The organism is Gellertiella hungarica (assembly GCF_014197145.1).
Taxonomy (GTDB): domain Bacteria; phylum Pseudomonadota; class Alphaproteobacteria; order Rhizobiales; family Rhizobiaceae; genus Gellertiella; species Gellertiella hungarica.
Genome location: NZ_JACIEZ010000004.1, coordinates 87,921 through 112,470 on the forward strand (window position 1 = coordinate 87,921; position 24,550 = coordinate 112,470).

Below are 24,550 nucleotides of genomic sequence, written 5' to 3' on the forward strand. Positions count from 1 at the left end.
AAGTGCGGCAGCATCCTGTGCTGCCGCAAAACTGTTGGAAATAATGCAAACTTGGCGTCGGCACCGGCCTGCAAGAGGCCGATGCCGTCAATATGGAATGAGATCACGAACTAAAGCACAAGCGGAAACAGGGCAGCCAGGACAATCGCCGCGGCCGCCACCGACAGCGCGACGCGTATTTCATGCCGACGTGCCGTCTGCTCGCCTTTCCAATCATATGACATGACAGACTTCCTCACGATTGTGGGAGGGGCAGAATAGACAGCGACACTTACGTCAGACTGTCGTGGCGAACGGATGATCGGCGGGGTTGCAAAAGAAAATGCCCGGCCAGAACGACCGGGCATTTCACTATTCCACTGCTCGAAGGTCTTACTTCTGCCAGCTCTTGACGAGTTCGTCGTAGTTGACCGTGATCGGCTTTTCCTTCTCGTTCTCGATCTTCAGCTGCGGAGCAAGATGGCCGGCAGCGACGGCTGCCTTGTTCTGCTCTTCAAGCGAGGTTTCTTCGGCCAGTGCCGGGCCGATGTCACCCTGAACGCCCGACTTCTCGATACGGGCCAGAACCTTCTCCTGCTCTGCGCAGAGCGAGTCCATGGCTTCCTGAGCAGTCTTTGCGCCCGAGGAGGCATCGCCGATGGCCTGCCACCACAGCTGGGCAAGCTTCGGATAGTCCGGAACGTTTGTACCGGTCGGCGACCACTGCAGGCGGGCCGGCGAACGGTAGAACTCGATCAGACCGCCAAGCTTGGGTGCCCGTTCCGTGAAGCTCTGGTGGTCCAGCGTCGACTGACGGATGAACGTCAGACCAACATGGGACTTCTTCACGTCGACGGTCTTGGAGGTGACGAACTGCGCATACAGCCAGGCTGCCTTTGCGCGGTCATCCGGCGTGGACTTCATCAGCGTCCAGGAACCGGCATCCTGGTAGCCGAGCTTCATGCCGTCCTTCCAGTAGACGCCATGCGGCGAGGGTGCCATGCGCCACTTCGGCGTACCATCGGCGTTCATGACCGGCAGGCCTTCCTTCACCATGTCGGCGGTGAAGGCCGTGTACCAGAAGATCTGCTGGGCGATCTGACCCTGGGCCGGAACCGGACCGGATTCGGAGAAGGTCATGCCAGCGGCTTCCGGCGGCGCATACTTCTTCAGCCAGTCGAGGTACTTCTCGATCGAGTAGACAGCTGCCGGACCGTTGGTATCGCCACCGCGTGCGACGCACGAACCGACGGGCTGGGACTTCTCGTTGACCTTGATGCCCCATTCGTCGACCGGCAGACCGTTCGGGATGCCCTTGTCGCCGTTACCGGCCATCGAAAGCCAGGCGTCGGTGAAGCGCCAGCCAAGCGACGGGTCCTTCTTGCCGTAATCCATATGGCCATAGACCTTCTTCCCGTCCTGCTCGCGGCCGGTGAAGAATTCGGCGATGTCTTCATAGGCAGACCAGTTGACCGGAACGCCGAGATCGTAGCCATACTTGGCCTTGAAGTCGGCCTTGTTCTTCTCGTCATTGAACCAGTCGTAACGGAACCAGTAGAGGTTCGCGAACTGCTGGTCGGGCAGCTGGTAGAGCTTGCCGTCGGGCGCAGTCGTGAAGCTCTTGCCGATGAAGTCGTCGATGTCGAGGTTCGGGTTCGTTACGTCCTTGCCTTCGTTCGCCATCCAGTCGGTCAGGTTGCGGGCCTGCTGGTAACGCCAGTGGGTACCGATGAGGTCGCTGTCGTTGATGTAGGCGTCATAGATGTTTTCGCCCGACTGCATCTGGGTCTGCAGCTTTTCGACGACGTCACCTTCACCGATCAGGTCGTGGGTAATCTTGATACCGGTGATATCGGAGAACGCCTTGGCGAGGACCTTGGATTCGTATTCATGCGTGGTGATGGTTTCGGAAACCACCTTGATTTCCATACCGGCGAAGGGCTTCGCGGCATCGACGAACCACTGCATTTCCTTTTCCTGGTCCGCGCGCGAAAGCGTGGAGAGATCACCGATTTCCTTGTCGAGGAAGGCCTTCGCCTCCTCCATTCCGGCCCAGGCGTTTCCGGCCAGGGTCAGCAGCAGGAATGCCGTCGTGGTCATAAGTTGCTTGCGCATGTCATCCTCCCGAGAGTTTTGCGTTAGCAGGTTGCAGTCTGGATCACCGACGCACTGGCCGGAAATCCCGTTCATGATCCCTCACACGAACTTGAACACGCCGATGGCGTAGACAATGCTGAGGGCTAGCGCCCACCAGAGGCTGAACTCGGTCAGGCCGAGCCAGCCCAGATGGATGAAGGCGGAGCCGAGGAGAGAGATGAAGAGCCGGTCTCCCCGGGTTGTTTTGAAACGCAGTATGCCGTGGCGCGGGCCGCCGCCCGGCGAGAAGTATTCCCACACGCCCATGGCTGCGATCAGAAAGGCAATGGCTGAAAAGAACAGTGCCGTCGGCAGCGTCCATGCCATCCAAGAAAAGTCCATGTCTTCCTCCCAGTCAGACGCGGCCGAGGGCAAAGCCCTTGGCGATGTAATTGCGGACGAAGTAGATCACCAGCGCGCCCGGAATGATGGTCAGCACACCTGCAGCCGCAAGCACGCCCCAGTCCAGGCCCGAGGCCGAAACGGTGCGGGTCATGATGGCCGAGATGGGCTTTGCTTCGGTGGTTGTCAGGGTTCGCGCGATAAGCAGCTCCACCCACGAGAACATGAAGCAGAAGAATGCGGCGACCCCGATGCCGGAGGCGATGAGCGGCATGAAGATCTTCACGAAAAACCGCGGGAACGAATATCCGTCGATATAGGCCGTTTCGTCGATCTCCTTGGGCACGCCGGACATGAAGCCTTCCAGGATCCAGACTGCCAGCGGCACGTTGAACAGGCAGTGGGCAAGTGCCACCGCGATATGCGTGTCGATGAGGCCGAAGGCGGAATAGAGCTGGAAAAAGGGAAGCGCGAACACCGCAGGCGGCGCCATCCGGTTCGTCAGCAGCCAGAAGAAAAGATGCTTGTCACCGAGGAAGCGGTAGCGGGAGAAGGCATAGGCAGCCGGCAGCGCAACGGCCACCGAAATCACCGTGTTCAGGACCACGTAGATCATCGAGTTGATGTAGCCCGAATACCAGGACGGATCGGTGAAAATCACCATGTAGTTGCGCAGCGTCGGCCTTTCCGGGATGAGCGAGAAGGTCCCGAGGATCTCGGTATTCTCCTTGAAGCTCATGTTGACGAGCCAGTAGATCGGCAGCAGCAGGAAAATGATGTAGATCGTGGGAATGAGGAAGCTGAGGCGGCTGCCTTCAGAACGGTTGCTCATGATGGTTCCTCCTCAGGCTTCGGCGTCGCTCTGCGTCATCACGGTATAGAAGACCCATGACAGCAGCAGGATGATCAGGAAGTAGATGATCGACATCGCGGCCGCGGGACCGAGATCGAACTGACCGACGGCCATCTTCACGAGGTCGATCGACAGGAAGGTCGTGGAATTGCCGGGTCCGCCACCCGTGACGACGAAGGGTTCGGTGTAGATCATGAAGCTGTCCATGAAGCGCAGAAGGACGGCAATCAGCAGGACACGCTTCATCTTCGGCAGCTGGATGTAGCGGAACACGGACCAGCGCGACGCTCCATCGATCTTGGCGGCCTGGTAATAGGCGTCGGGAATCGAGACCAGCCCGGCATAGCAGAGCAGCACCACAAGGCTCGTCCAGTGCCAGACATCCATCACGATGACGGTGATCCAGGCGGCAAAAGGATCCTGAGTGTAGTTGTAATTGATCCCCAGAGCTTCCAGCGTGTGGCCGAGAAGGCCGATATCCACACGTCCGAAGACCTGCCAGATCGTGCCGACGACGTTCCACGGAATAAGCAGCGGCAGCGCCATCAGAACAAGGCACACGGAGACGCCCACGCCCTTCTTCGGCATGTTGAGAGCGATCACGATACCAAGAGGAATCTCGATGGCGAGGATGATGACCGAGAAGCTCAGGTTGCGGACGAGCGCATCCCAGAAGCGGTCGGAATGGAGGATTTCCGTGAACCAGTCGGTGCCGTTCCAGAAGAACTCGTTGTTGCCGAAGGTATCCTGCACGGAATAATTGACCACCGTCATCAGCGGGATGACGGCGGAAAAGGCAACCAGCAGCAGCACCGGCAGCACCAGAAACCAGGCCTTGTTGTTCCAGGTCTTCTGCATGTTCAGCCCTCCGAACCGACGCGCCAGCTGTCGGCGTAGATGTTGATCGCGGACGTATCGAACTGCACCCTGGGATCCGCGGGAATGTCCATCCCCTCCGGAACGACCACCGCAAGCGGCTTGCCTTCGAATTCTGCCCGCACGATTCTCTGACGGCCGATGTCCTCCACCTTGCCGATGCGGACCGGTAGTCCCTCGCGCTGAAGCCGGACGAATTCCGGCCGGATGCCCAGCTCGATCTTCTGTGCTCCGCCAACGGCCGGTGCGTAGGCAAGCGCTATGGACTGGCTGCCCACCGTGGCGCTTGTCCCGTCTACCCTCGCCTCCATGAAGTTCATGCCGGGCGAGCCGATGAAATAGCCGACGAAGGTATGGCTCGGGCGCTCGAAGAGTTCGGCAGGGGTTCCGATCTGGACGATCTGTCCGTCATACATGACCACGACCTTGTCGGCGAAGGTAAGCGCTTCGGTCTGGTCGTGCGTGACATAGACCATGGTGAAACCGAACTGCCTGTGCAGCCGCTTCAGCTGAGAGCGAAGCACCCATTTCATGTGGGGATCGATGACCGTCAGAGGCTCGTCGAAGAGGATGGCATTCACATCGTTTCTGACCAGCCCTCGGCCCAGCGAGATCTTCTGCTTCTGATCGGCGGTAAGGCCTCTCGCCCGCCGCCTTGCCATATCGGACAGCCCGGTCATGTCGAGTATCTCGTTGACCCGCCGGTTCACCTCGGCCTCCGGCACGTGGCGATTCCGCAGCGGAAATGCCAGGTTGTCGTATACGGTCATGGTGTCGTAGATGACCGGGAACTGGAACACCTGCGCAATGTTGCGCTCCTGCGTCGACAGATTGGTCACATCCTTGCCGTTGAAGAGGATCCTGCCCTCCGACGGGTGAAGGAGCCCCGAAATGATGTTGAGCAGCGTGGTCTTGCCACAGCCGGAGGGGCCGAGCAGCGCATAGGCACCTCCATCGTTCCAGGAATGATGGACCTCCTTCAGCGCATAATCGGACTCTCGCGTGGGCTTCGCCCCGTAAGCGTGGCGGATATGGTCGAGATCGATGCGTGCCATGATCCCCTCCTCAGGCGGTTGCGGCGAGCGAGCGGCCATCCGGCCCGAAGGCCATCAACCGGCTTGTATCTAGATAAAGGGTAATGTTCTGGTCGGGATCGATGTCATGGATGCCATGAGCCAGCATGACCCAGCGAGCATCGCCAAAGGCGACATGGACGAAACTCTCCGAGCCGGCGATCTCCGAAATCAGGGTGCGCACCGTAAGCGCCTGGGCCGCCGGGATTTCCATGCTCCGCTTGAGGTGATGCGGCTGGAACGCGATCGTCAGTGGCCCATCTGCAATATGCGCCAGATGGCTTGGCACGGCGATTTCCGCAGCGCCGGCCCTGAAGATGGTACCGGCCTTCACAACCGGCAGCGTGTTCAGCGGCGGATCGCCGAAGGTCTTCGCGGTAATCAGATCCGCGGGATTTCGGTAGACGGAGATCGTCTGGCCGAATTGCGTGATGCGCCCCTCGCAAAGCGTGGCCGTATTTCCGCCCAGCAGCAGGGCCTCCGAAGGCTCGGTGGTGGCATAGACGAAGATCGCGCCGGACTCCGCAAAAATCTTCGGCAGCTCCTCACGCAGTTCCTCGCGCAGCTTGTAATCCAGGTTTGCCAGCGGTTCGTCCAGTAGCACTAGGCTCGCATTCTTCACGATGGCGCGCGCCAGGGCGGTGCGCTGCTGCTGGCCGCCGGACAGGTTGAGGGGTGTCCGGTCGAGATAGGGGGTGAGCTTCAGAAGATCGGCCGCCTTTCGGACAGCCTTGTCGATGGTTTGCTGGTCCTTGCCGGCGATGCGCATGGGCGAAGCGATGTTCTCATAAACCGTCAGCGCCGGGTAATTGATGAACTGCTGATAGACCATCGCCACGTTGCGGCTCTGCACGGGAAGGCCGGTAACATCCTTTCCGTCGAAAACCACCGACCCACTCGAGGGGCGGTCAAGGCCGGCCATCAGCCGCATGAGGGAGGTCTTGCCGGACAGGGTGGGTCCCAGCAGGACGTTCAGCGACCCCCGCTCCAGCGTCAGGCTGGTCGGGTGGATGTGATACTCACCCGCAACCATCTTCGTGACGTCGCGCAATTCCAGCATTTTTCCTCCCGGACCCGCATCGGTCCTTCAATAAGAGCTTCCACCTCTCCCGGGCGCGCTCTTCTTGGCATCTTCATTACGGCGCGTGGTGCGCCATGTATTCGTCGAGCGCTGCCGCTTCGGCGGAGCCGAGGTAAAGGCCCCTTTTCGTGCGACGCCAAAGCACATCTTCCGCTGTGCGAGCCCATTCCCTTGTCATCAGCCAATCGATCTCGAAGGCGTATACGTCGCTTCCGAAATGCTGGCCGAGGTCAGCAGCCGATGTTCGTCCTTCAAGCATAGGGCGCCATTCGGAACCATAAAGGCGTACCAGCCGTCGCGCATGGACGGTCTCGAGATAAGGATGGGCTTTCTTGAGCGCCTCCACCTCGTTTTCATACCCGTGGACGCCAAAATCTCCGCCCGGAAGGTTGCTTTTCGCGGTCCATGGCCGCCCCTTCGCCCCGAGCACCTGCTCGATCTTCTCAAGCGCATGTTCCGCAAGGCGGCGATAGGTGGTCAGCTTGCCGCCGAAAATGTTCAGCAGCACCGCGCCTGTCCCCTCACCTTCGAGCTTCAGGACGTAGTCGCGGGTCGCCTCCTGGGCGGCCGACGCGCCGTCATCGAAAAGAGGGCGAACCCCGGAGTAGCTCCACACGATATCCTCCGGCCGGACCGGCTCGGCGAAATATTCGCTGGCAGCATTGCAAAGGTAATCGATCTCCTGCGGCGTGATCTTCACGTCGCGCGCATCGCCCTTGTAATCCTGGTCCGTTGTACCGATGAGGGTGAAGTCGTTCTCGTAGGGAATGGCAAAGATGATCCGGTTGTCGGGATTCTGGAAGAAATAGGCCCTCGGATCATCGAACTTCTTCCGCACCACGATGTGGCTTCCCTGAACCAGACGCACATTATGCACCTGGTTCTTGCCGAAGGCCTGGGAAAGCACCGTATCCACCCAGGGCCCCGCTGCGTTGACCAGCATTCGCGCCCTATGGCTGGAGCGAACGCCGGAGGCGGTGTCGAGGACTTCGACCTCCCAGAAATCCTTCTCGCGCCGAGCCCCGATCACCTTGGAACGGGGAAGAATGGTAGCTCCGCGCTGTTCGGCGTCTCGCGCATTGAGAACGACCATGCGGGCATCGTCCACCCAGCCATCGGAGTATTCGAACGCCTTCGTGAAGAGCGGCTTGAGTGGCTTGCCGGCCGGATCGCGGCGCATGTCCAGAGTGCGGGTCGCGGGCAAAAGCTTGCGGCCGCCCAGATGATCGTAAAGGAAGAGGCCGAGCCGGATCAGCCAGGCGGGACGAATCCCTCCCTTGTGGAAGGGCAGTACGAAGCGCATGGGCCAGATGATATGCGGCGCCATGGCCCAGAGGACCTCCCGCTCCATCAGGGCCTCGCGCACCAGCCGGAATTCGTAATATTCGAGATAGCGCAGGCCGCCATGAATGAGCTTTGTGGCCGCCGACGAGGTTCCCGATGCAAAGTCTTTGGCTTCGGCAAGCGCCACCTTGTAGCCACGCCCCACCGCGTCGCGCGCAATGCCGCATCCGTTGATGCCGCCACCGATCACGAACACATCGTAGAGAGCCTGCTCCGGCACGCCAATCCCCCCAAAAGGACACGCAGAACGTCGAAAGGTTCCGTTCATTTCGAAACTGACGAACCTTAAAACGAAACAAATCGCGTGTCAAACGAAAGTGAGAGGAAATTTCAAAACGATTAGCCCGCGCCTGTTTCGATCAGATCGACGCTGTTTGCGCTCGCGATTTCCCGCAGCCCCTCCAGCGAACAGACATCCGTAATGAAGCTGTGCACCTGCGAGAGGTGCCCGATGCGAACAGGCGCGGTTCTTTCGAACTTCGTGGAATCGGCAACCAGAATGACATGGCGCGCATTGGCGATGATGGCCTGCGCGACCTTCACCTCGCGAAAATCATAGTCCAGAAGTGCGCCGTCCTCATCGATGGCCGAGGCGCCGATGACGGCGAAATCCACCTTGAACTGCTTGATGAAATCGACCGCTGCTTCGCCGACGATACCGCCGTCCGAGCCCCGCACCACCCCGCCAGCAATGACCACCTCGATGGAGGGGTATACGCGCAAGCGATTGGCGACATTGATGTTATTGGTAATCACCATCAGCTCGTGATGATTGCGGAGCGCTTCGCCCACCGCCTCTGTCGTGGTTCCGATGTTGATGAACAGAGAGGAATTGCTGGGGATGAGAGCCGCCGCCGCCCGCCCGATAGCCTGTTTCTCGGCGGCAGCAATGGATCGGCGCGCCTCGTATTTCACGTTTTCCGTGCCGCTCGGGAAAAGGGCTCCTCCGTGAATTCGGGTCAGCGCACGCCCATCGCAGAGATCGTTCAGATCCTTGCGTATCGTTTGGGGCGTAACCGAAAATCGCTGCGCGAGGTCTTCCACGAGGACACGCCCCTCCACCTTCGCAATTTCAAGTATCTCCGCCTGCCTGCCAGTAACGAACATGCATTAATCTCCGATATGCCCGGGCGCCGCTTTCGCATCATAGGCCAAAACGAAAATAACGAAAGGCGAAACGCAGCGGTGAGCATTCTTGGCAGGCAAACATTTTGACGCAGTCGCAATTGGAGTAGAAAGCTGACCGAGGCCGAGGCACAAGGCAGGGGCGGGACAGAGAGGCTCCATGATCGACAAGCTGGAATATTTCATTGCACTGGCGCGCGAACGACACTTCGCCCGCGCCGCGGAGGAACTGGGCATCTCCCAGCCCACGCTTTCGGCGGCAATCCGGCAGCTCGAGGATCAGCTGGGGGTCAGCCTCGTGGTGCGCGGCTCCCGGTTCCAGGGGCTCACCCCCGAGGGACAGCGGGTGCTCGAATGGGCGCGCCGCATCGTCGGCGACGCCCGGACCATGCGCCAGGAAATGCAGGCGGCCAAGAAGGGGCTGACCGGCCATATCCGGCTTGCCGCCATCCCGACAGCGCTCTCCATGGTCCAGCAGATCACTGCGCCCTTCCAGGAAAAGCACCCCGACGTCACGATATCCGTTTCTTCCTCCACGTCGCTGCAGGTCCTCAGCCAGCTGGAGAATCTCGAGATTGACGCCGGCATCACCTATCTGGAAAACGAGCCGCTGGGACGCGTGACGAGCGTGCCGCTCTATGCCGAGCGTTATCACCTGATCACTGCGCGCGACGCGCGTTTTTCCGAGGTGGAAGCCGTCACATGGAGGGATGTTTCAGATCTTAGGCTTTGTCTATTGACACCGGATATGCAGAACAGGCGCATCATCAACCAGCATTTTGCCGAAGCCGGCGTGTCGGTGAAGCCTACGCTCGAATCGAACTCCATGATCGTGCTCTTCTCCCATTTGCGAACTGGCAGATGGTCCTCCATCATGCCTCTTCACGCTGCGGAATCCTTTGGATTTCCGGAGGAAATTCGCGCAATTCCCATCACGGAGCCGGACACCAACCATGTCGTTGGCCTGATTGCGACACATCGCGAACCCTATACGCCACTCGTCTCGGCACTTCTGCATGAAGCGAGGGCGCTCAGCGAGAAAAATGGCGTTCAATAGGAAAAAACTATCGATCGACGGATCTGCATTATTGACCGAGGCACCGGCGCCTGAGACACTGCCTCCCATGCGAGCGGCGTCCGACAGAGTTCCGGCCACGTTGCCCCGTTCCAATCCTTTCAGATCCGGCACGGTCGTCTGTCTTCGCTAGGGAAATCCGCGGGTACGGCGCCGAGAGCCTTCGGGAGACGCGTTGATGACCTTGAATGTTGCAGCGGGCGATCTGACCCAGCGCACCCAGGCGATCGTGGATCGCCTGATCGGCCTCGAAGGGCCGCTTCTGCCCATCCTTCACGAAGTTCAGGACGAATTCGGCTTCGTGCCGCAGGAAAGCCTCCCCGTCATTGCGGAGGCCCTCAACCTGTCTCGGGCGGAAGTCCATGGCGTGATGACCTTCTATCACGACTATCGCAACCATCCCGCAGGCCGTCACGTGCTGAAGATCTGTCGCGCCGAAGCCTGCCAGTCCATGGGCGGCGACGCGCTGGCCGAACGGGTGAAGAAGCTGCTCGGCATCGACTTCCATCAGACGACACTCGATGGTTCTGTCACGCTGGAGCCGGTCTACTGTCTCGGCCTCTGTTCCTGCGCGCCGGCCGCGATGCTGGACGGCGAAATTCACGGCCGCCTTGATGGCGCAGCAATCGACGAGCTGGTTCAGGAGGCGCGCAAATGACCATCCGTATCTTCGTTCCCCGCGATGCCGCAGCAGTCGCGCTCGGCGCCAACAAGGTGGCGGCGCGCATTGCCGAAATGGGCAAGGCTCGCGGTCTCGATATTGCCATCGTGCGCAACGGTTCCCGCGGCATGCACTGGCTGGAGCCAATGGTCGAGGTCGAAACGGCCGAAGGTCGCATCGCCTATGGCCCCGTGAAGCCGGCTGACGTCGAAAGCCTCTTTGCCTCCGGTTTCGAAAAGGGCGCTGCTCATGGTCTCTGTCTCGGGAAGACGGAAGAGATTCCCTTCCTGAAGAACCAGACCCGCCTCACCTTCGCTCGTTGTGGCATAACCGATCCGCTGTCGCTGGATGACTACAGGGCCCACGGCGGCCTCGAAGGCCTCAGGCGTGCAGTCGCCATGGCGCCCGCCGAGATCGTCAAGGAAGTCACCGATTCCGGTCTGCGCGGCCGCGGCGGCGCAGGCTTCCCGACAGGCATCAAGTGGAACACCGTTCTGCAGGCTGTGGATGACCGCAAGTATATCGTTTGCAATGCGGACGAGGGCGACAGCGGCACCTTCACCGACCGCATGATCATGGAAGGCGATCCCTTCGTCGTGATCGAGGGCATGGCGATTGCCGGTATCGCAACGGGTGCCACCAAGGGCTTCATCTACATTCGGTCCGAATATCCCCATGCGATCGAGGCGATGAACGCTGCAATCCAGGTGGCGCGCGCCGCCGGTGTTCTGGGCGTTTCGGTCCTTGGCTCCGCCAACAGCTTCGACATGGAAGTCCGCGTCGGCGCGGGCGCTTATGTCTGCGGGGAGGAAACCGCACTTCTGAACTCGCTCGAAGGCAAGCGCGGCATCGTGCGCGCCAAGCCGCCGCTCCCGGCTCACAAGGGCTTGTTCGGCAAGCCGACCGTGATCAACAACGTGATCTCGCTCGCCTCCGTGCCGGTCATCATGGCAAAAGGCGCCGCCTATTACCGCGATTTCGGCATGGGCCGTTCGCGCGGCACCATCCCGCTGCAGATCGCCGGCAACGTCAAGCATGGCGGCCTCTATGAAGTTGCCTTCGGTTTGACCCTTGGCGAAATCGTCGACCAGATCGGCGGCGGGACTGCCTCCGGCCGCCCGGTGAAGGCCGTGCAGGTGGGCGGTCCGCTCGGCGCCTATTTCCCGCGTGCACTCTTCGATACGCCGTTCGACTACGAAGCCTTTGCGGCAAAGGACGGCCTCATCGGCCATGCTGGCATCGTCGTCTTCGATGATACCGCCGACATGCTGAAGCAGGCTCGCTTTGCCATGGAATTCTGCGCCGTCGAAAGCTGTGGCAAGTGCACGCCCTGCCGCATCGGCTCCACACGCGGCGTGGAAACCGCCGACAAGATCGCCCGGGGCATCGAACCCGAAAAGAACAAGGCCCTGCTTCAGGACCTTTGCAACACCATGAAGTTCGGTTCGCTCTGCGCGCTGGGCGGCTTTACGCCTTACCCGGTCATGAGCGCGATGACGCACTTCCCCGAAGACTTTGCCCCCACCCCCTTTGCTGACGCTGCGGAGTAAGAAACGATGGGTCTCGTTCACGAAATCGATTACGGCACGCCGGCCTCCAAATCCGAAACCATGGTAACGCTCACCATTGACGGCGTTGCCATTTCCGTTCCGGAAGGCACTTCCGTCATGCGCGCTTCGATGGAAGCCGGCATCTCCGTTCCGAAGCTCTGCGCGACCGACATGGTCGATGCCTTCGGTTCCTGCCGCCTCTGTCTGGTGGAAATCGAAGGCCGCGCCGGCACGCCGGCCTCGTGCACCACACCGGTTGCGCCCGGCATGGTCGTCCATACCCAGACCGGCAAGCTCAAGGACATCCGCAAGGGCGTCATGGAGCTCTATATCTCCGACCACCCGCTGGACTGCCTGACCTGCGCCGCCAATGGCGATTGCGAACTCCAGGACATGGCCGGCGCCGTTGGTCTCCGCGACGTGCGTTACGGTTATGAGGGCGACAACCACGTTCGTGCCCGCAACAACGGCGCGATCAACGCCAAGTGGATGCCGAAGGACGACTCGAACCCGTATTTCACCTACGATCCCTCCAAGTGCATCGTCTGCTCGCGCTGCGTGCGCGCCTGCGAAGAGGTTCAGGGCACCTTTGCGCTGACCATCGAAGGCCGTGGCTTCGGCAGCCGCGTCTCGCCCGGCATGCATGAGAGCTTCCTGGAATCGGAATGCGTGTCCTGCGGCGCCTGCGTACAGGCCTGCCCGACCGCGACGCTGACGGAAAAGTCGGTGATTGCAATCGGCCAGCCGGAACATTCCAAGGTGACGACCTGCGCCTATTGCGGCGTTGGCTGCTCCTTCAAGGCTGAAATGCGCGGCGAAGAGCTGGTGCGCATGGTGCCCTGGAAGGATGGCCAGGCAAATCGTGGCCATTCCTGCGTCAAGGGCCGCTTCGCCTATGGCTATGCGACACACCGTGACCGTATCCTGAACCCGATGATCCGCGAAAAGGTCTCCGATCCCTGGCGGGAAGTCACCTGGGAAGAGGCCTTTGCCCACGTCGCCTCGGAATTCCGCCGCATCCAGTACCAGTATGGCCGGGAATCCATCGGCGGCATCACCTCATCGCGCTGCACCAACGAGGAAACCTTCCTGGTGCAGAAGCTGATCCGCTCCGGCTTCGGCAACAACAATGTCGATACCTGCGCCCGCGTCTGCCATTCGCCGACCGGCTACGGCCTCGGTCAGGCTTTCGGCACCTCCGCCGGCACGCAGAACTTCGATTCGGTCGAAGATTCAGACGTGGTCATCGTCATCGGTGCCAACCCCACGCAGGGCCATCCCGTCTTCGGCTCGCGCCTGAAGAAGCGCCTGCGCCAGGGTGCCAAGCTGATCGTCATCGATCCGCGCCGCATCGATCTGGTCGACAGCCCCCATATCAAGGCCGCGTATCACCTGCCGCTGAAGCCGGGCACCAACGTCGCCGTCATGACGGCGCTCGCCCATGTGATCGTCACCGAAGGTATCTACAACGAAGCCTTCATCCGCGAGCGCTGCGACTGGTCCGAGTTCGAGGACTGGGCAGCCTTCGTCTCCGATCCGTCGCGGAGCCCGGAAGCGGTCGAAGCCTATACGGGCGTCGATCCGCAGCTCATCCGCGGCGCTGCCCGTCTCTATGCAACCGGCGGCAACGGCGCGATCTACTACGGCCTTGGCGTCACCGAGCACAGCCAGGGCTCGACCACCGTCATGGCCATTGCCAACCTCGCCATGGCGACCGGCAATATCGGCCGCAAGGGCGTGGGCGTGAACCCGCTGCGCGGGCAAAACAACGTGCAGGGCTCCTGTGACATGGGCTCCTTCCCGCACGAGCTGCCGGGCTATCGCCACATCTCCGACGATGCGACGCGCGAGATCTTCGAGAAGCTCTGGGGCGTCGAGCTCAACAAGGAGCCGGGCCTGCGCATCCCGAACATGCTGGATGCGGCCGTCGAAGGCACCTTCAAGGGTATCTACATCCAGGGCGAGGACATTCTTCAGTCCGACCCCGATACCAAGCATGTGGCCGCCGGCCTTGCTGCCATGGAATGCGTGGTCGTTCAGGATCTCTTCCTCAACGAAACCGCAAACTATGCCCACGTCTTCCTGCCGGGCTCGACCTTCCTCGAGAAGGATGGCACCTTCACCAATGCCGAACGCCGCATCAACCGCGTTCGCCGGGTGATGACGCCGAAGAACGGCTATGCGGATTGGGAAGTGACCCAGAAGCTTGCCCAGGCCATGGGCCTCAACTGGAACTACACCCATCCGAGCGAGATCATGGATGAAATCGCGGCCACCACGCCGAGCTTCGCCTGGGTCAACTACGACTATCTCGAAAAGCACGGTTCGGTGCAGTGGCCGTTCAACGAGAAGAACCCGCAGGGTTCGCCGATCATGCATGTGAACGGCTTCGTCCGCGGCAAGGGCAAGTTCATCCGCACGGAATATGTGGCAACCGACGAAAAGGTCGGCCCGCGCTTCCCGCTGCTGCTGACCACCGGTCGTATTCTCAGCCAGTACAACGTGGGCGCCCAGACCCGTCGTACCGAGAACGTGGCCTGGCATGCGGAAGACGTGCTGGAGATCCATCCCCACGACGCCGAACAGCGCGGTATCCGTGAAGGGGACTGGATCCGCCTGGCATCCCGCTCCGGTGAAACCTCGCTGCGCGCGACGATTACCGATCGCGTGGCTCCGGGCGTGGTCTACACGACCTTCCATCACCCGACCACGCAGGCAAACGTGATCACCACGGACTTCTCCGACTGGGCGACAAACTGCCCGGAATACAAGGTCACGGCCGTGCAGGTATCGCCGTCCAACGGACCGTCCGAGTGGCAGCAGGAATATGAGGAGCAGGCGCGCCAGTCCCGCCGAATCGTCGGCAAGCTGGAAGCGGCGGAGTAATGTCCGCTCCCCGCGCCACACATCGCATGGTCACCCGCATCGCCCGCAAGGGCGGTGCGGTGGCAAGCGGTCTGCGCGCGGTTCCGGAGGAAGTGCCGATTGCCTTCTCTTATGGCGGCTCCACCCATGCGGTGATGATGGGCACGCCTGCCGATCTTGAGGATTTTGCCCTTGGCTTCAGCCTGACGGAAGGCATCATCGCCAGCCGTTCGGATGTGGAAGAGATGGAAATACTCGACGAGGAAACCGGCATAGACGTGCAGGTGACGCTGAAGGACGACCCGGCAGATGCGCTGCGCATCCGCCGCCGTCACATGGCCGGTCCTGTTGGATGCGGCCTCTGCGGCATCGAATCGATCGAACAGGCGGTTCGGCCTGTTCCCGATGTCAGCGCCGTGCGGCTGCACATCACGGCCGATGTTCTGGTGGAGGCGATTGCATCCCTGAACGGCAACCAGCCGCTTCACCGGCTGACGCATGCCGTCCACGGAGCAGGCTTCTATGTCGCTGGAAAGGGCCTCGTCGCCCTGCGCGAGGATGTTGGTCGCCACAACGCGCTCGACAAGCTCGCCGGCGCGGTACTGAACAGCGGTCACGCCGGCGCTGAAGGGCTTGTCGTCGTAACCAGCCGGCTTTCCGTCGAAATGGTGCAGAAGACGGCCATCCTGGGCGCTTCCATTCTAGTCGCCATCTCCGCACCGACGGCGCTGGCCATCGAGACGGCTGAGAAGGCAGGCCTCACCCTCGTCGCGATCGTTCGCGGCGAGGATTTCGAAATCTATACCCATCATAGCCGTATCGATACGGGAGTATCCGCAGATGTCGCATGACAAGCTCGTCTACATGGCAAACCAGATTGCCACCTTCTTCAAGTCGCAGCCCGCCGCAGAGGCAGCCGATGGCGTGGCGACGCACATCAACAAGTTCTGGGAGCCGCGCATGCGCCGCCAGCTGTTCGAGAAGATCGAGGCCGGCAACAGCGGTCTATCCGATCTGGTGATCGAAGCCTCGAAGAAGATCAACCGTCCGGCCCCGGCACCGGCAACACAGCACTGATCTTGGTCAGGGGCGGCCCGCGCGACATCCTGCCTCGCGATCCGCCCTTGACATCTGAAGCCCGCCGGACAACTTCAATCGCCAGGCATTGAAGGAGGCTCCCATGGCTGAAACCGCCCGCAGCACGATCGACCAGAGCGAAGTCGACCGCTTTTCCGCCATGGCTGCGGAGTGGTGGGACCCCACCGGCAAGTTCAAGCCACTGCACAAGTTCAATCCCGTCAGGCTCGCTTACCTGCGGGATACGATTGCCTCGGAGTTTGGCCGCGACTCACGGGATGCCCGCCCCCTCACCGGCCTGCGCGTGCTCGACATCGGCTGCGGCGGTGGCTTGCTGTCCGAGCCAGTGGCTCGCATGGGCGCGGAAGTCGTCGGTGCCGATCCCTCCGAACGCAACATCGGCATTGCGTCGACCCATGCGCGGGAAAGCGGTGTTGCGGTGGATTATCGCGCGGTGACCGCCGAGGCACTGGCAGATGCCGGCGAAACCTTCGATGTCGTCCTCAACATGGAAGTGGTCGAGCATGTGGCCGATGTCGAGTTCTTTCTTTCCACCTGCGCCAAAATGGTGCGCCCCGGCGGCCTGATGTTCGTCGCCACCATCAACCGCACGATGAAGGCCATGGCGCTTGCGATCGTCGGTGCGGAGTATGTGCTCCGCTGGCTGCCAAAGGGCACGCATCAGTATGAAAAGCTGGTGCGCCCCGAGGAGATCGAAAACCCGCTCTCGGCTGCGGGCATGCAGGTTTTCGCCCGCACGGGCGTGTTCTTCAATCCGCTGGCCAACCAGTGGAACCTGTCGAAGGACATGGACGTCAACTACATGATGGTCGCAAGGCGCCCGAAGGCAGAGTAAGGCCCCGGTCTTCGCCTTTCAGTTGGCGTCGTCGGGAAGAACCGGAAGCGGCGCGATCTCTATGCCTTCTTCGATCAGGGCGAGCGCATCTTCCTGGCTCGCCTGCCCGATGATGCCCCGCGCCTCGACTTCACCGTAATGGATCTTTCGCGCCTCCTCGGCAAAGCGTTCACCGACATCGTCCGCATTGGCGCGGATCTCGGCCACGACCTGCTTCAGGCGCGCAATCGCCTCTCGCTGCGCCGCCTCCATCACGAAGGCGCGGCTTTCCTCCTTCTTGCGCGCGGTGGCGACGGAAGGCGCCATCAACGTCTTCTCGACGCGCTGCGACTGGCAGACGGGACAGGAAACGAGCCCAAGCCCCTTCTGACGATCGTAATCCTCACTCGAAGAAAACCATCCTTCGAACTGATGCGCATTGTCACAGGAGAGCGCGTAGCGGATCACCCGGCACCTCCTCCTGCCTGTATGCGGGGCGCAAGCTTGAAGGAGCGAGCGTTGCGGAGATTGGGGATCCGGGCACGGGCCGCGGCAACCTCGGCCGTATCGATATCGGCGAGGATAACCGTCTCGCCTGTGGACCCGGCCTCCGCAAGCACCTTGCCCCAGGGGTCGATGATGATCGAATGGCCGTAGGTTTCCCGGCCATCCTCATGAATACCCGCCTGGGCGGCGGCAACCACGAAAAGACCGTTCTCGATGGCGCGGGCTCGAAGCAGCACATGCCAGTGCGCTTCGCCGGTCTGGCGGGTGAAGGCCGCCGGCAGCGACATCACCTCGACACCCTCCACCGCCTGTGCGCGGAAAAGTTCGGGAAAGCGGACATCGTAGCATATGGCAAAGCCAAGTTCGGCAAAGGGCAGCGATACGGACTTCGCCTCGGCCCCCGGCGTATAGACGGCACTTTCCCGCCAGCTCTCGCCATTCGCCAGGTCGACATCGAACATGTGGATCTTGTCGTAGCTGACGACCGTCTCTCCTCTCGGGGAGAAGAGATAGCCGCGATTGGCGATCATGCCGTCGCCGCGATCGATGGCTGTGGAGCCGATATGGAGATGGATGCGCAGTTCGCTCGCCAGGCGCGCACCGGCAGCGACCACCGGATCATCCTTCTCCTCACGCAGGATGGCATCGAGGGCTTTCCGGTTGCGCTGAAGCGCACCCGTCATCTCCGGGGTCTGCACGTAACGGGCGCCTTGTCCGGCGGCTTCACGCACCAGACGCTCCATGGTTTCGATGTTCCGGTGAGGATCGACGCCGGAACACATCTGGACGGTTGCAGCCCGGAACACGCCCATGTCGATCAGGCTCCCCGGGCCAGAAGCGGATCGAGCTTGCCCTGCGCATCGAGGGCGTGGATGTCGTCGCAACCGCCGAGATGCTGGCCGTTGACGAAGACCTGAGGGAACGTGTTGCGGCCCGAGCGCTCCACCATCTGCTGGCGGTAAGAAGGGTCATGGCTGGCGTTGTATTCGGTAAAGCCCGCACCCTTGGCGCTCAGCAGGGCCTTTGCGCGGGTGCAATAGGGACATCCGTCCCGGGTATAGATGATCACATCAGCCATGCTATCGCTCCTTGCAGCATTCCTCAGACCGGTCAAAGGCCTTTTGTTTCCGTCATATAGGCGCTGCGAAAGCCATTGCAAAGGTCAAAACCGTGACCTCCAGGGCACCGGCGCGCTTCAGTGCGCGCGCAGCAGCGTTGACGGTGGCACCGGTCGTGAACACGTCATCCACCAGTATGATCCGACGACCCAGAACCGTGTCACGGTTCTCCGCCGGCACCTCGAATGCACCCTCGACGTTGCGCAGCCGCGCCTTGCGGCCAAGTCCCACCTGCCGCTTCGTGGCGCGCTTCCGGACGAGGCTTCGCGGCAGATGTGTCACGCCGGATTGGCGCGCAATCTCCCGCGACAGTTCCGCAGCCTGGTTGTAGCGCCTCAGGAAAAGCCGCCAACGATGCAGCGGAACGGGAATGATGGCGTCGGCCTTTCGCAGTTCCTCTGCACCGGCCCTCGCCATCCAGGTCGCCATCATCGGCGCGAGCTCGGTACGGTCCTTGTATTTGAGGGAATGCACCAGCCGGCGAACGATCCCGCGGTGGACTGCAACGGCTCTCAGCCTGTCGAATACCGGTTGGGAGGCCATGGCCTTGGGCGAGATGGCGCCTTCACCCTGATCATGGACAAAAGGAATACCGAGAACTTCGCAATAGGGTCTTTCGATGAAAGGGATGGTCGACCAGCAGGGGCCGCAGAGACCGCGATGACTGCCCGTCATGATGCCGCAACCGGCGCAGATGGCCGGATAGACAAAGTCCAGGGCCAAAGACCAGACCCGTCCCACAGATTGCCAGGGCAGATTGGCCATCCGCATGTGTTGCTTTCCCCCGCAGCGACCCCACATCCGATTGACACTAGTGCCTTTTGTCCTGCAAGGCGAGAGGAGCACAGCAACAGGATCACCGTCATGGATGCGCTTTTCGACACCGAACTTGTTACCATCCGGCGCCGGCGTGCCCTGCAGCAGCCAGTTGAGGGTGCCGACTTCCTGATGAAGCTCGCCGCGGATGAACTGGCCGAGCGGCTGAGCGTCGTTGAGCGCAGTTTCGACGTTGCCGTGGAGCTGTACGGAGGGACCGGGGCGACCGGGGAAGCCTGTCTGGCAACCGGCAAGATCGGCATGCTTCGCAGGATTGAACTGCCGGATGCCTTCGCACGGACCGATGCGACCGTTGCCACGGCACCGCTGGAGATTCTGCCACTGGAGCCGGAATCGGCAAACCTCATTCTCTCCCCGCTCAGCCTGCATCTCACGAACGACACCCCCGGCGTGTTCATCCAGGCACGGCGGGCGCTGAGGCCCGACGGCCTCTTTCTTGCAATGATTCCGGGAGCGGGCACACTCGCCGAACTCAAGGACGTGCTTCTTCAGGCGGAAACCGAGCTTTACGGCGGGGTCAGTCCACGCGTCATCCCGTTTCCGGATGTGCGCGATGTAGGCGCGCTGATGCAGCGCGCGGGCTTCGCCCTGCCGGTCGTCGATGCCGAAAGCAGGACCGTTCGCTACAGCTCTCTTTTTTCTCTGATGCGTGATTTGAGAGGGATGGGCATGACCAATCCCCTCGTCGGGCGAAGCAGGCGCCCGCTGACCCGGGCCTTCTTCTTGAGAGCGGCGGAAATCTATGCGGAACGATATGCAGATCCCGATGGCCGCATCCGGGCTACCTTCGCCTTCATCAACGCCTCCGGCTGGGCGCCCCATGAAAGCCAGCAGAAGCCGCTCAAGCCCGGATCTGCAAAGGCGAGACTGGCCGATGCGTTGAAAGGCCGATGAAGATCAGGGCGTTCCGCCCATCTGGGTCGTCAGATAGTCGTAAGTTTCCTTGAACTTGTCGGTGAACAACAGAAGGGCCGGAATGATGGCGACGGCGATCAGGGCGGCGATGAGACCGTATTCGATCGCCGTGGCGCCTCGGGTGTCGGCAGCAAAAGACTTGAACAACTTGAGCATGGTTCAACTTTCGGGCTGGCACAGGTTCCGACGCCATCTCTGGATCATCAAAACGCTGGATGGGGTGGACCGGTTGGCCGGCATCAATCAGCAACCCTCGCCCGACTTGTAGCCTTCGACGATGCACACCGAGCCGGGGCTCTCCTGCAGAATGCTGCGACGGATCACGTAACGCCGGCCGTTTTCGGTCTCCGGCTTGGCATTCACGTCGGGGACCGGCCGAATGGAGCCAGTCTTGATATCGTCGTAGGGATCGGCTGATGGCGCGTTGGCAATGGCGACCGAGCTGCGCCCGGCCAGCATGGGAGTCAGGATCAACGTGAGAGCGATCGCCGCGGTGCCAAAAAGCAGGGCGATGTTCAGCGCCCCCGTCCGACGGGACTTGTTTGAGTTGCGTTCCTTCATGCGAACGGCCCTCCAAAAATCCTCGTTGATCATCATAACCTCGGCAACACATACAATCGCGCGTCGAAAGAAATGATTGTCAGAGGGTGTTAAACACTCTCTTAACAGAGGCTTCAAAAGGCCGATCTAAGGCTGTTATCCCGCCATATTTGTAAAGAATCCGTCTCCGGGTATCCCCGGGACGGAATGCTGCCGTCACAGCAGATCCTGAAGAGCCGGGATCAGGGGTTCATCCGCAGGCGGCATCGGATAATCGCGCAGGGCCTGGGGCCGGACCCATTTCAAGGCCTGTCCCTCGATGCCACGGGGGGTGCCCTCGAACCGGCGGCAGACATAGAGCGGCATCAGCAGATGGAAGGTTTCGTAACTGTGGCTGGCAAAGGTAAGGGGTGCAAGACAGGCAACCTTGGTTTCGATTCCCAGTTCCTCGCGCAGTTCACGCACAAGCGTTTCCTCGGGGGTTTCCCCCGCTTCCACCTTGCCACCCGGAAACTCCCACAGTCCCTCCATGGACTTGCCTTTCGGCCGCTGCGCGAGAAGGACGCGACCATCGGCATCCACCAGCGCACAGGCCGCCACCAGGACGATCTTCAAGGGGCTTTTTGCATCTGAGCTCATGCTTGCTTCCGCCAGTAATGGTATTCGTAGACGAGCCCGAAGCCCAGCCGGGCATATAGCGCCAGGGCAGGGTCATTCATCGCGGAGACCTGCAGCCAGGCAGTCTTGGCACCGCGAAGGCGAGCCCAGCGCAAGGCAGCACTCAATAATTCCGTACCCAGCCCGGTGCGACGCACCTCCGGCGCCACGGCCAGAGACTGGATGCCGGCCAGGTCGTTATCCTGCACGCAAAGCGCACAGGCGCGCGGACCGTGCTCGACATCGTCTATCAGGAAATAGCCCGCCACCGGCTTGATCCGGGAGAGAATGCTGGCAATCACCGATGCGTCGTCGGAGCCGCCTGCCCGCAAAACCGCACAGGCCTCCGAAAAACGTGCGGCATCCTGCATTGGCAAGTGGTCCATCGTATCGGGCAAAGCGGCCGTTTCAATGTCCACCGTCAGAACGCGGACGGTTTCGAAACGGCTCCAGCCGGACTTGCGCAAATGATCCATCAGCACAGGCGGGGCGAGCGGAGTTTCGCGAATGGTCAGCGTCTGGCCAACCGCTTCGAACTTTGCGGCTGCCTTTGCCAAACGGTCATCCATGTCCTTGTGGTCGGACGGATCGAGCGGCACCACACAGTTGAGGCGCTTGGAAGGATGCCCTTCCGTCAGGCGTATCTGCCAGCTCCCGTCATACTGGACGAAGGCCGAGGGCCATGCACGAAAGCCGACCGCCTCCAGACGGCGCACCGCTGGAAGATTGCTTCCGTGGATAGGCGTAGCCAGCATGACGAGGCATCAACTCCGATAGTCGCCGTTGATGGCTACGTATTCCTTGGTGAGATCGCAGGTCCAGACCGTTGCGCGACCGTCGCCAAGGCCGAGGTCCACCCGCACCGGGATATCTTCCTGCTGCATGACCGCAGTGGCGGCCGCTTCGGAATAGCCGGGGTCACGCGCACCATCGACTGCAACGCGAACATCACCGAACCATATTGCCAGACGGTCACGGTCGGCCATCTCTCCCGATTTGCCCACGGCCATGACGATGCGGCCCCAGTTCGCGTCTTCCCCTGCAACCGCTGTCTTCACCAACGGCGAGTTGGCAATGGAGAGCGCGATTCGCTTTGCGGCGGCATCGTTCTCGGCACCGGTCACGGTAACTTCAACCATCTTGCGAGCACCCTCGCCGTCGCGCACCACCTGAAGCGCCAGATCCTTCAGCAGGTCGTTGAGGGCGGCACGAAACCCGGCGAGCCGCTGGTCATCCGCGGCGAGAACCGGCTTCTGACCGCGAGCCTCGGCAGCGCCGGTCGCAAACAGCATGAGCGTATCCGACGTCGAGGTATCGCTATCCACCGTGACGGCGTTGAAGGTGGGGCCGACGCCGGCCGAAAGTGCGGCCTGCAGCGCTTCCGGGGCAATGGCCGCATCGGTGACCACAAAGGAGAGCATGGTGGCCATGTCGGGTGCAATCATGCCGGCACCCTTCGCAATCCCGTTGATCGTCACGCGCACGCCATCGATCTCGGCGCTGCGGGTCGCGACCTTCGGATAAGTGTCGGTGGTCATGATGGCCTTGGCCGCTTCCAGCCAGAAATCGCCGGTGCCTTCCTTTGCCATGGTGCCGAGCACCCCGGAAAACTTCGTGGCATCCAGCGGCTCGCCGATCACGCCGGTCGACGCGAGATAGACCTCGTTCTCGGCACATCCGACGGCCTCGCTGGCCGATTTTGCGGTGAGCTCGGTTGCCGCGCGCCCCTTGGCGCCCGTAAAGGCATTCGCATTGCCGGAATTCACCACGACCGCCCGCGCCACGCCATGCGGAAGATTGCTGCGGCAAAAGTCGACGGGAGCAGAAGGGCACTTCGAACGGGTAAAGACGCCGGCGACGCTCGCCGGGCGGTCGAAGACCATCATGAGGACATCCGTCCGGTTCTTGTACTTGATTCCGGCGGCAGCGGTCGCCATGCGTACGCCGTCTATGACAGGCATGGAGGGATAGGATTTCGGCGCGAGCGGAGAAACGGTTCCGGACATGGATTTTTCCTGCAATTCGGCGGGCGCAGACGCGCAATCTGGACTTGAAGATCTTCAATCTTCCGACACAGAGCGGATGGAGAGGGCCACCAGAGCGGCCCTTTCCGCTGGATATTACTGCTTCTTGTTGGCTTCTTCGTAACCCTTGCGAAGTGCCTCATCGAGAATCTCGACGCCCTGCGCGTCCCGCGCCTTGGAAAGGAGCTCCAGGTACTTGTCGCGCATGACCAGGTTGCGGATCTGCGGCTGAACCTGTTCGAAGGCCGGCGGCGGCGCAATGCGCTTGTCTTCGACCTTGATGACATGCCAGCCGAAATCGGTCTTTACCGGGGTCTTGGTGTAGGTACCCTTCTCGAGACCGAAGGCTGCGGCTTCGAATTCCTTCACCATGCGTCCCTTGCCGAAATAGCCGAGATCGCCGCCGTCATCCTTGTTCGGATCGGTCGAATGCGTCTTGGCCAGCTCGGCAAAGTCCTTGCCCGCGTCCAGTTCCTTGATCACGGCCTTGGCCTCGTCCTCGGTCTTCACCAGGATATGGCGCGCGTGAACCTCTTCCTCCTTGGGAAGTGCGGCAACTTCCTTGTCGTAGCGCGCCTTGATATCCTCGGGCGTCACGACGTCGATGACGTGCTTCTTGAAATAGGCGCCGTGCAGCTCCCGTTCGGTGAGATACTTGATGCGGGCCTTGAAGTCTTCCGTCTGATCGAGCTTTTCGGCAGCGGCATCCTTGGCGAAAAGCTTGACGTCAATCGCGCCGGAGAGGGCAGCAACCTTCTTCTGATCGTCGGGCAGCTGCGCAAGCTGGGGATCGAGATTGGCGACGGCAACGTCGAGTTCGGACTGGTGGATTTCCAGACCGCCAACCTTTGCTACGACGGGATCGGGCTTGTCCTCAGCGAGAACGGGCAGTGCGACACCAATCAGCGCGGCAAGCGACAGCGAGGCAAGTATATTGTAACGCGGCATAAGAAAAACCCTTTGGTGCACCGGCGTAATGTTTCTTCCTGATTCAGGCCGGAAAGCGTCCTCACCACCACATTGTGGCCATTCTGGTACTGCCTATCCGTTGACATCAATCGACCCCCCTCTTATCTGTCA

The 24,550-nt window shown here is 61.2% G+C and carries 25 protein-coding genes and 1 pseudogene; 8 read left to right on the plus strand and 18 right to left on the minus strand.

Annotated features, from left to right (window positions below; genetic code table 11):
- Positions 1–372: 372 nt before the first annotated feature.
- The 8 genes from GGR23_RS11735 to GGR23_RS11770 all read right to left on the minus strand — a co-directional run bounded on the left by GGR23_RS11735 (position 373) and on the right by GGR23_RS11770 (position 8,791).
- Complete coding sequence (locus GGR23_RS11735; RefSeq protein ID WP_183366476.1) at positions 373–2,094, minus strand: ABC transporter substrate-binding protein; 1,722 nt, start codon at positions 2,092–2,094, stop codon at positions 373–375.
- 81 nt (positions 2,095–2,175) lie between these two features.
- Positions 2,176–2,457: a DUF2160 domain-containing protein gene (locus GGR23_RS11740; protein WP_183366477.1), complete on the minus strand. Its 282-nt coding sequence runs from the start codon at positions 2,455–2,457 to the stop codon at positions 2,176–2,178.
- Between the two features lie 13 nt (positions 2,458–2,470).
- Entirely contained in the window at positions 2,471–3,289 is an 819-nt protein-coding gene (locus GGR23_RS11745) for a carbohydrate ABC transporter permease (protein ID WP_210296943.1), read from the minus strand.
- Positions 3,290–3,301: 12 nt separating this feature from the next.
- Entirely contained in the window at positions 3,302–4,168 is an 867-nt protein-coding gene (locus tag GGR23_RS11750; RefSeq protein WP_183366478.1) for a carbohydrate ABC transporter permease, read from the minus strand.
- Between the two features lie 2 nt (positions 4,169–4,170).
- Entirely contained in the window at positions 4,171–5,241 is a 1,071-nt protein-coding gene (locus GGR23_RS11755; RefSeq protein ID WP_183366479.1) for an ABC transporter ATP-binding protein, read from the minus strand.
- Between the two features lie 10 nt (positions 5,242–5,251).
- Entirely contained in the window at positions 5,252–6,319 is a 1,068-nt protein-coding gene (locus GGR23_RS11760) for an ABC transporter ATP-binding protein (RefSeq protein ID WP_183366480.1), read from the minus strand.
- A gap of 76 nt (positions 6,320–6,395) precedes the next feature.
- Complete coding sequence (glpD, locus tag GGR23_RS11765) at positions 6,396–7,904, minus strand: glycerol-3-phosphate dehydrogenase (protein ID WP_343066677.1); 1,509 nt, start codon at positions 7,902–7,904, stop codon at positions 6,396–6,398.
- 119 nt (positions 7,905–8,023) lie between these two features.
- Positions 8,024–8,791: a DeoR/GlpR family DNA-binding transcription regulator gene (locus GGR23_RS11770; protein ID WP_183366482.1), complete on the minus strand. Its 768-nt coding sequence runs from the start codon at positions 8,789–8,791 to the stop codon at positions 8,024–8,026.
- A 178-nt stretch (positions 8,792–8,969) separates the two neighbouring features.
- Between GGR23_RS11770 and GGR23_RS11775 the strand changes: the two genes are divergently transcribed.
- The 7 genes from GGR23_RS11775 to ubiG all read left to right on the plus strand — a co-directional run bounded on the left by GGR23_RS11775 (position 8,970) and on the right by ubiG (position 16,893).
- Complete coding sequence (locus GGR23_RS11775; RefSeq protein WP_183366483.1) at positions 8,970–9,866, plus strand: LysR family transcriptional regulator; 897 nt, start codon at positions 8,970–8,972, stop codon at positions 9,864–9,866.
- Positions 9,867–10,062: 196 nt separating this feature from the next.
- On the plus strand, positions 10,063–10,542 hold the full coding sequence (locus GGR23_RS11780; protein ID WP_183366484.1) for a formate dehydrogenase subunit gamma: 480 nt from the start codon (positions 10,063–10,065) through the stop codon (positions 10,540–10,542).
- On the plus strand, positions 10,539–12,095 hold the full coding sequence (locus GGR23_RS11785) for a formate dehydrogenase beta subunit (protein ID WP_183366485.1): 1,557 nt from the start codon (positions 10,539–10,541) through the stop codon (positions 12,093–12,095). Before GGR23_RS11780 ends, GGR23_RS11785 begins: the two co-directional genes overlap by 4 nt.
- A 6-nt stretch (positions 12,096–12,101) precedes the next feature.
- Entirely contained in the window at positions 12,102–14,981 is a 2,880-nt protein-coding gene (gene fdhF, locus GGR23_RS11790) for a formate dehydrogenase subunit alpha (protein ID WP_183366486.1), read from the plus strand.
- Positions 14,981–15,811, plus strand: a complete 831-nt coding sequence (gene fdhD / locus GGR23_RS11795; RefSeq protein WP_246365320.1) for a formate dehydrogenase accessory sulfurtransferase FdhD — start codon at positions 14,981–14,983, stop codon at positions 15,809–15,811. Before fdhF ends, fdhD begins: the two co-directional genes overlap by 1 nt.
- Positions 15,801–16,037, plus strand: a complete 237-nt coding sequence (locus GGR23_RS11800) for a formate dehydrogenase subunit delta (protein ID WP_183366487.1) — start codon at positions 15,801–15,803, stop codon at positions 16,035–16,037. Before fdhD ends, GGR23_RS11800 begins: the two co-directional genes overlap by 11 nt.
- A 103-nt stretch (positions 16,038–16,140) precedes the next feature.
- The gene (gene ubiG / locus GGR23_RS11805) at positions 16,141–16,893 is read left to right on the plus strand and encodes a bifunctional 2-polyprenyl-6-hydroxyphenol methylase/3-demethylubiquinol 3-O-methyltransferase UbiG (RefSeq protein ID WP_183366488.1); all 753 of its coding nucleotides are present in this window, start codon (positions 16,141–16,143) and stop codon (positions 16,891–16,893) included.
- An 18-nt stretch (positions 16,894–16,911) separates the two neighbouring features.
- On the opposite strand, the gene GGR23_RS11810 is transcribed toward ubiG, so the two are convergent.
- Genes GGR23_RS11810 through GGR23_RS11825 form a run of 4 tightly spaced genes read right to left on the minus strand, consistent with a single transcriptional unit; the run spans position 16,912 to position 19,253 of the window.
- Entirely contained in the window at positions 16,912–17,340 is a 429-nt protein-coding gene (locus tag GGR23_RS11810; RefSeq protein WP_183366489.1) for a DUF1178 family protein, read from the minus strand.
- Positions 17,337–18,191 carry a carbon-nitrogen hydrolase family protein gene (locus tag GGR23_RS23210; RefSeq protein WP_183366490.1) on the minus strand — a complete coding sequence of 285 codons (855 nt, stop codon included), beginning with the start codon at positions 18,189–18,191 and terminating at the stop codon, positions 17,337–17,339. Before GGR23_RS23210 ends, GGR23_RS11810 begins: the two co-directional genes overlap by 4 nt.
- A 5-nt stretch (positions 18,192–18,196) precedes the next feature.
- Positions 18,197–18,457 (minus strand): glutaredoxin 3, encoded by a 261-nt coding sequence (gene grxC / locus GGR23_RS11820; RefSeq protein ID WP_183366491.1) that lies wholly within the window; start codon positions 18,455–18,457, stop codon positions 18,197–18,199.
- A gap of 52 nt (positions 18,458–18,509) precedes the next feature.
- On the minus strand, positions 18,510–19,253 hold the full coding sequence (locus GGR23_RS11825) for a ComF family protein (protein WP_382342791.1): 744 nt from the start codon (positions 19,251–19,253) through the stop codon (positions 18,510–18,512).
- A gap of 108 nt (positions 19,254–19,361) precedes the next feature.
- Here GGR23_RS11825 and GGR23_RS11830 point away from each other — a divergent pair, with 108 nt between their 5' ends.
- Positions 19,362–20,228: a methyltransferase domain-containing protein gene (locus GGR23_RS11830; RefSeq protein WP_183366492.1), complete on the plus strand. Its 867-nt coding sequence runs from the start codon at positions 19,362–19,364 to the stop codon at positions 20,226–20,228.
- Between the two features lie 3 nt (positions 20,229–20,231).
- On the opposite strand, the gene GGR23_RS11835 is transcribed toward GGR23_RS11830, so the two are convergent.
- The 6 genes and pseudogenes from GGR23_RS11835 to GGR23_RS11860 all read right to left on the minus strand — a co-directional run bounded on the left by GGR23_RS11835 (position 20,232) and on the right by GGR23_RS11860 (position 24,418).
- Positions 20,232–20,405: a Flp family type IVb pilin gene (locus tag GGR23_RS11835; protein WP_183366493.1), complete on the minus strand. Its 174-nt coding sequence runs from the start codon at positions 20,403–20,405 to the stop codon at positions 20,232–20,234.
- 87 nt (positions 20,406–20,492) lie between these two features.
- Positions 20,493–20,840 carry a hypothetical protein gene (locus GGR23_RS11840; protein WP_183366757.1) on the minus strand — a complete coding sequence of 116 codons (348 nt, stop codon included), beginning with the start codon at positions 20,838–20,840 and terminating at the stop codon, positions 20,493–20,495.
- A 165-nt stretch (positions 20,841–21,005) separates the two neighbouring features.
- Positions 21,006–21,428, minus strand: a complete 423-nt coding sequence (gene mutT, locus GGR23_RS11845) for an 8-oxo-dGTP diphosphatase MutT (protein WP_183366494.1) — start codon at positions 21,426–21,428, stop codon at positions 21,006–21,008.
- A pseudogene (locus GGR23_RS11850) lies at positions 21,425–22,221 on the minus strand (GNAT family N-acetyltransferase). The gene mutT and the pseudogene GGR23_RS11850 overlap by 4 nt, the downstream one beginning before the upstream one ends.
- Positions 22,211–23,452, minus strand: a complete 1,242-nt coding sequence (gene argJ, locus GGR23_RS11855) for a bifunctional glutamate N-acetyltransferase/amino-acid acetyltransferase ArgJ (protein WP_183366496.1) — start codon at positions 23,450–23,452, stop codon at positions 22,211–22,213. Before argJ ends, GGR23_RS11850 begins: the two are co-directional and overlap by 11 nt.
- 114 nt (positions 23,453–23,566) lie before the next feature.
- The gene (locus tag GGR23_RS11860; protein WP_183366497.1) at positions 23,567–24,418 is read right to left on the minus strand and encodes a peptidylprolyl isomerase; all 852 of its coding nucleotides are present in this window, start codon (positions 24,416–24,418) and stop codon (positions 23,567–23,569) included.
- Positions 24,419–24,550 lie beyond the last annotated feature (132 nt).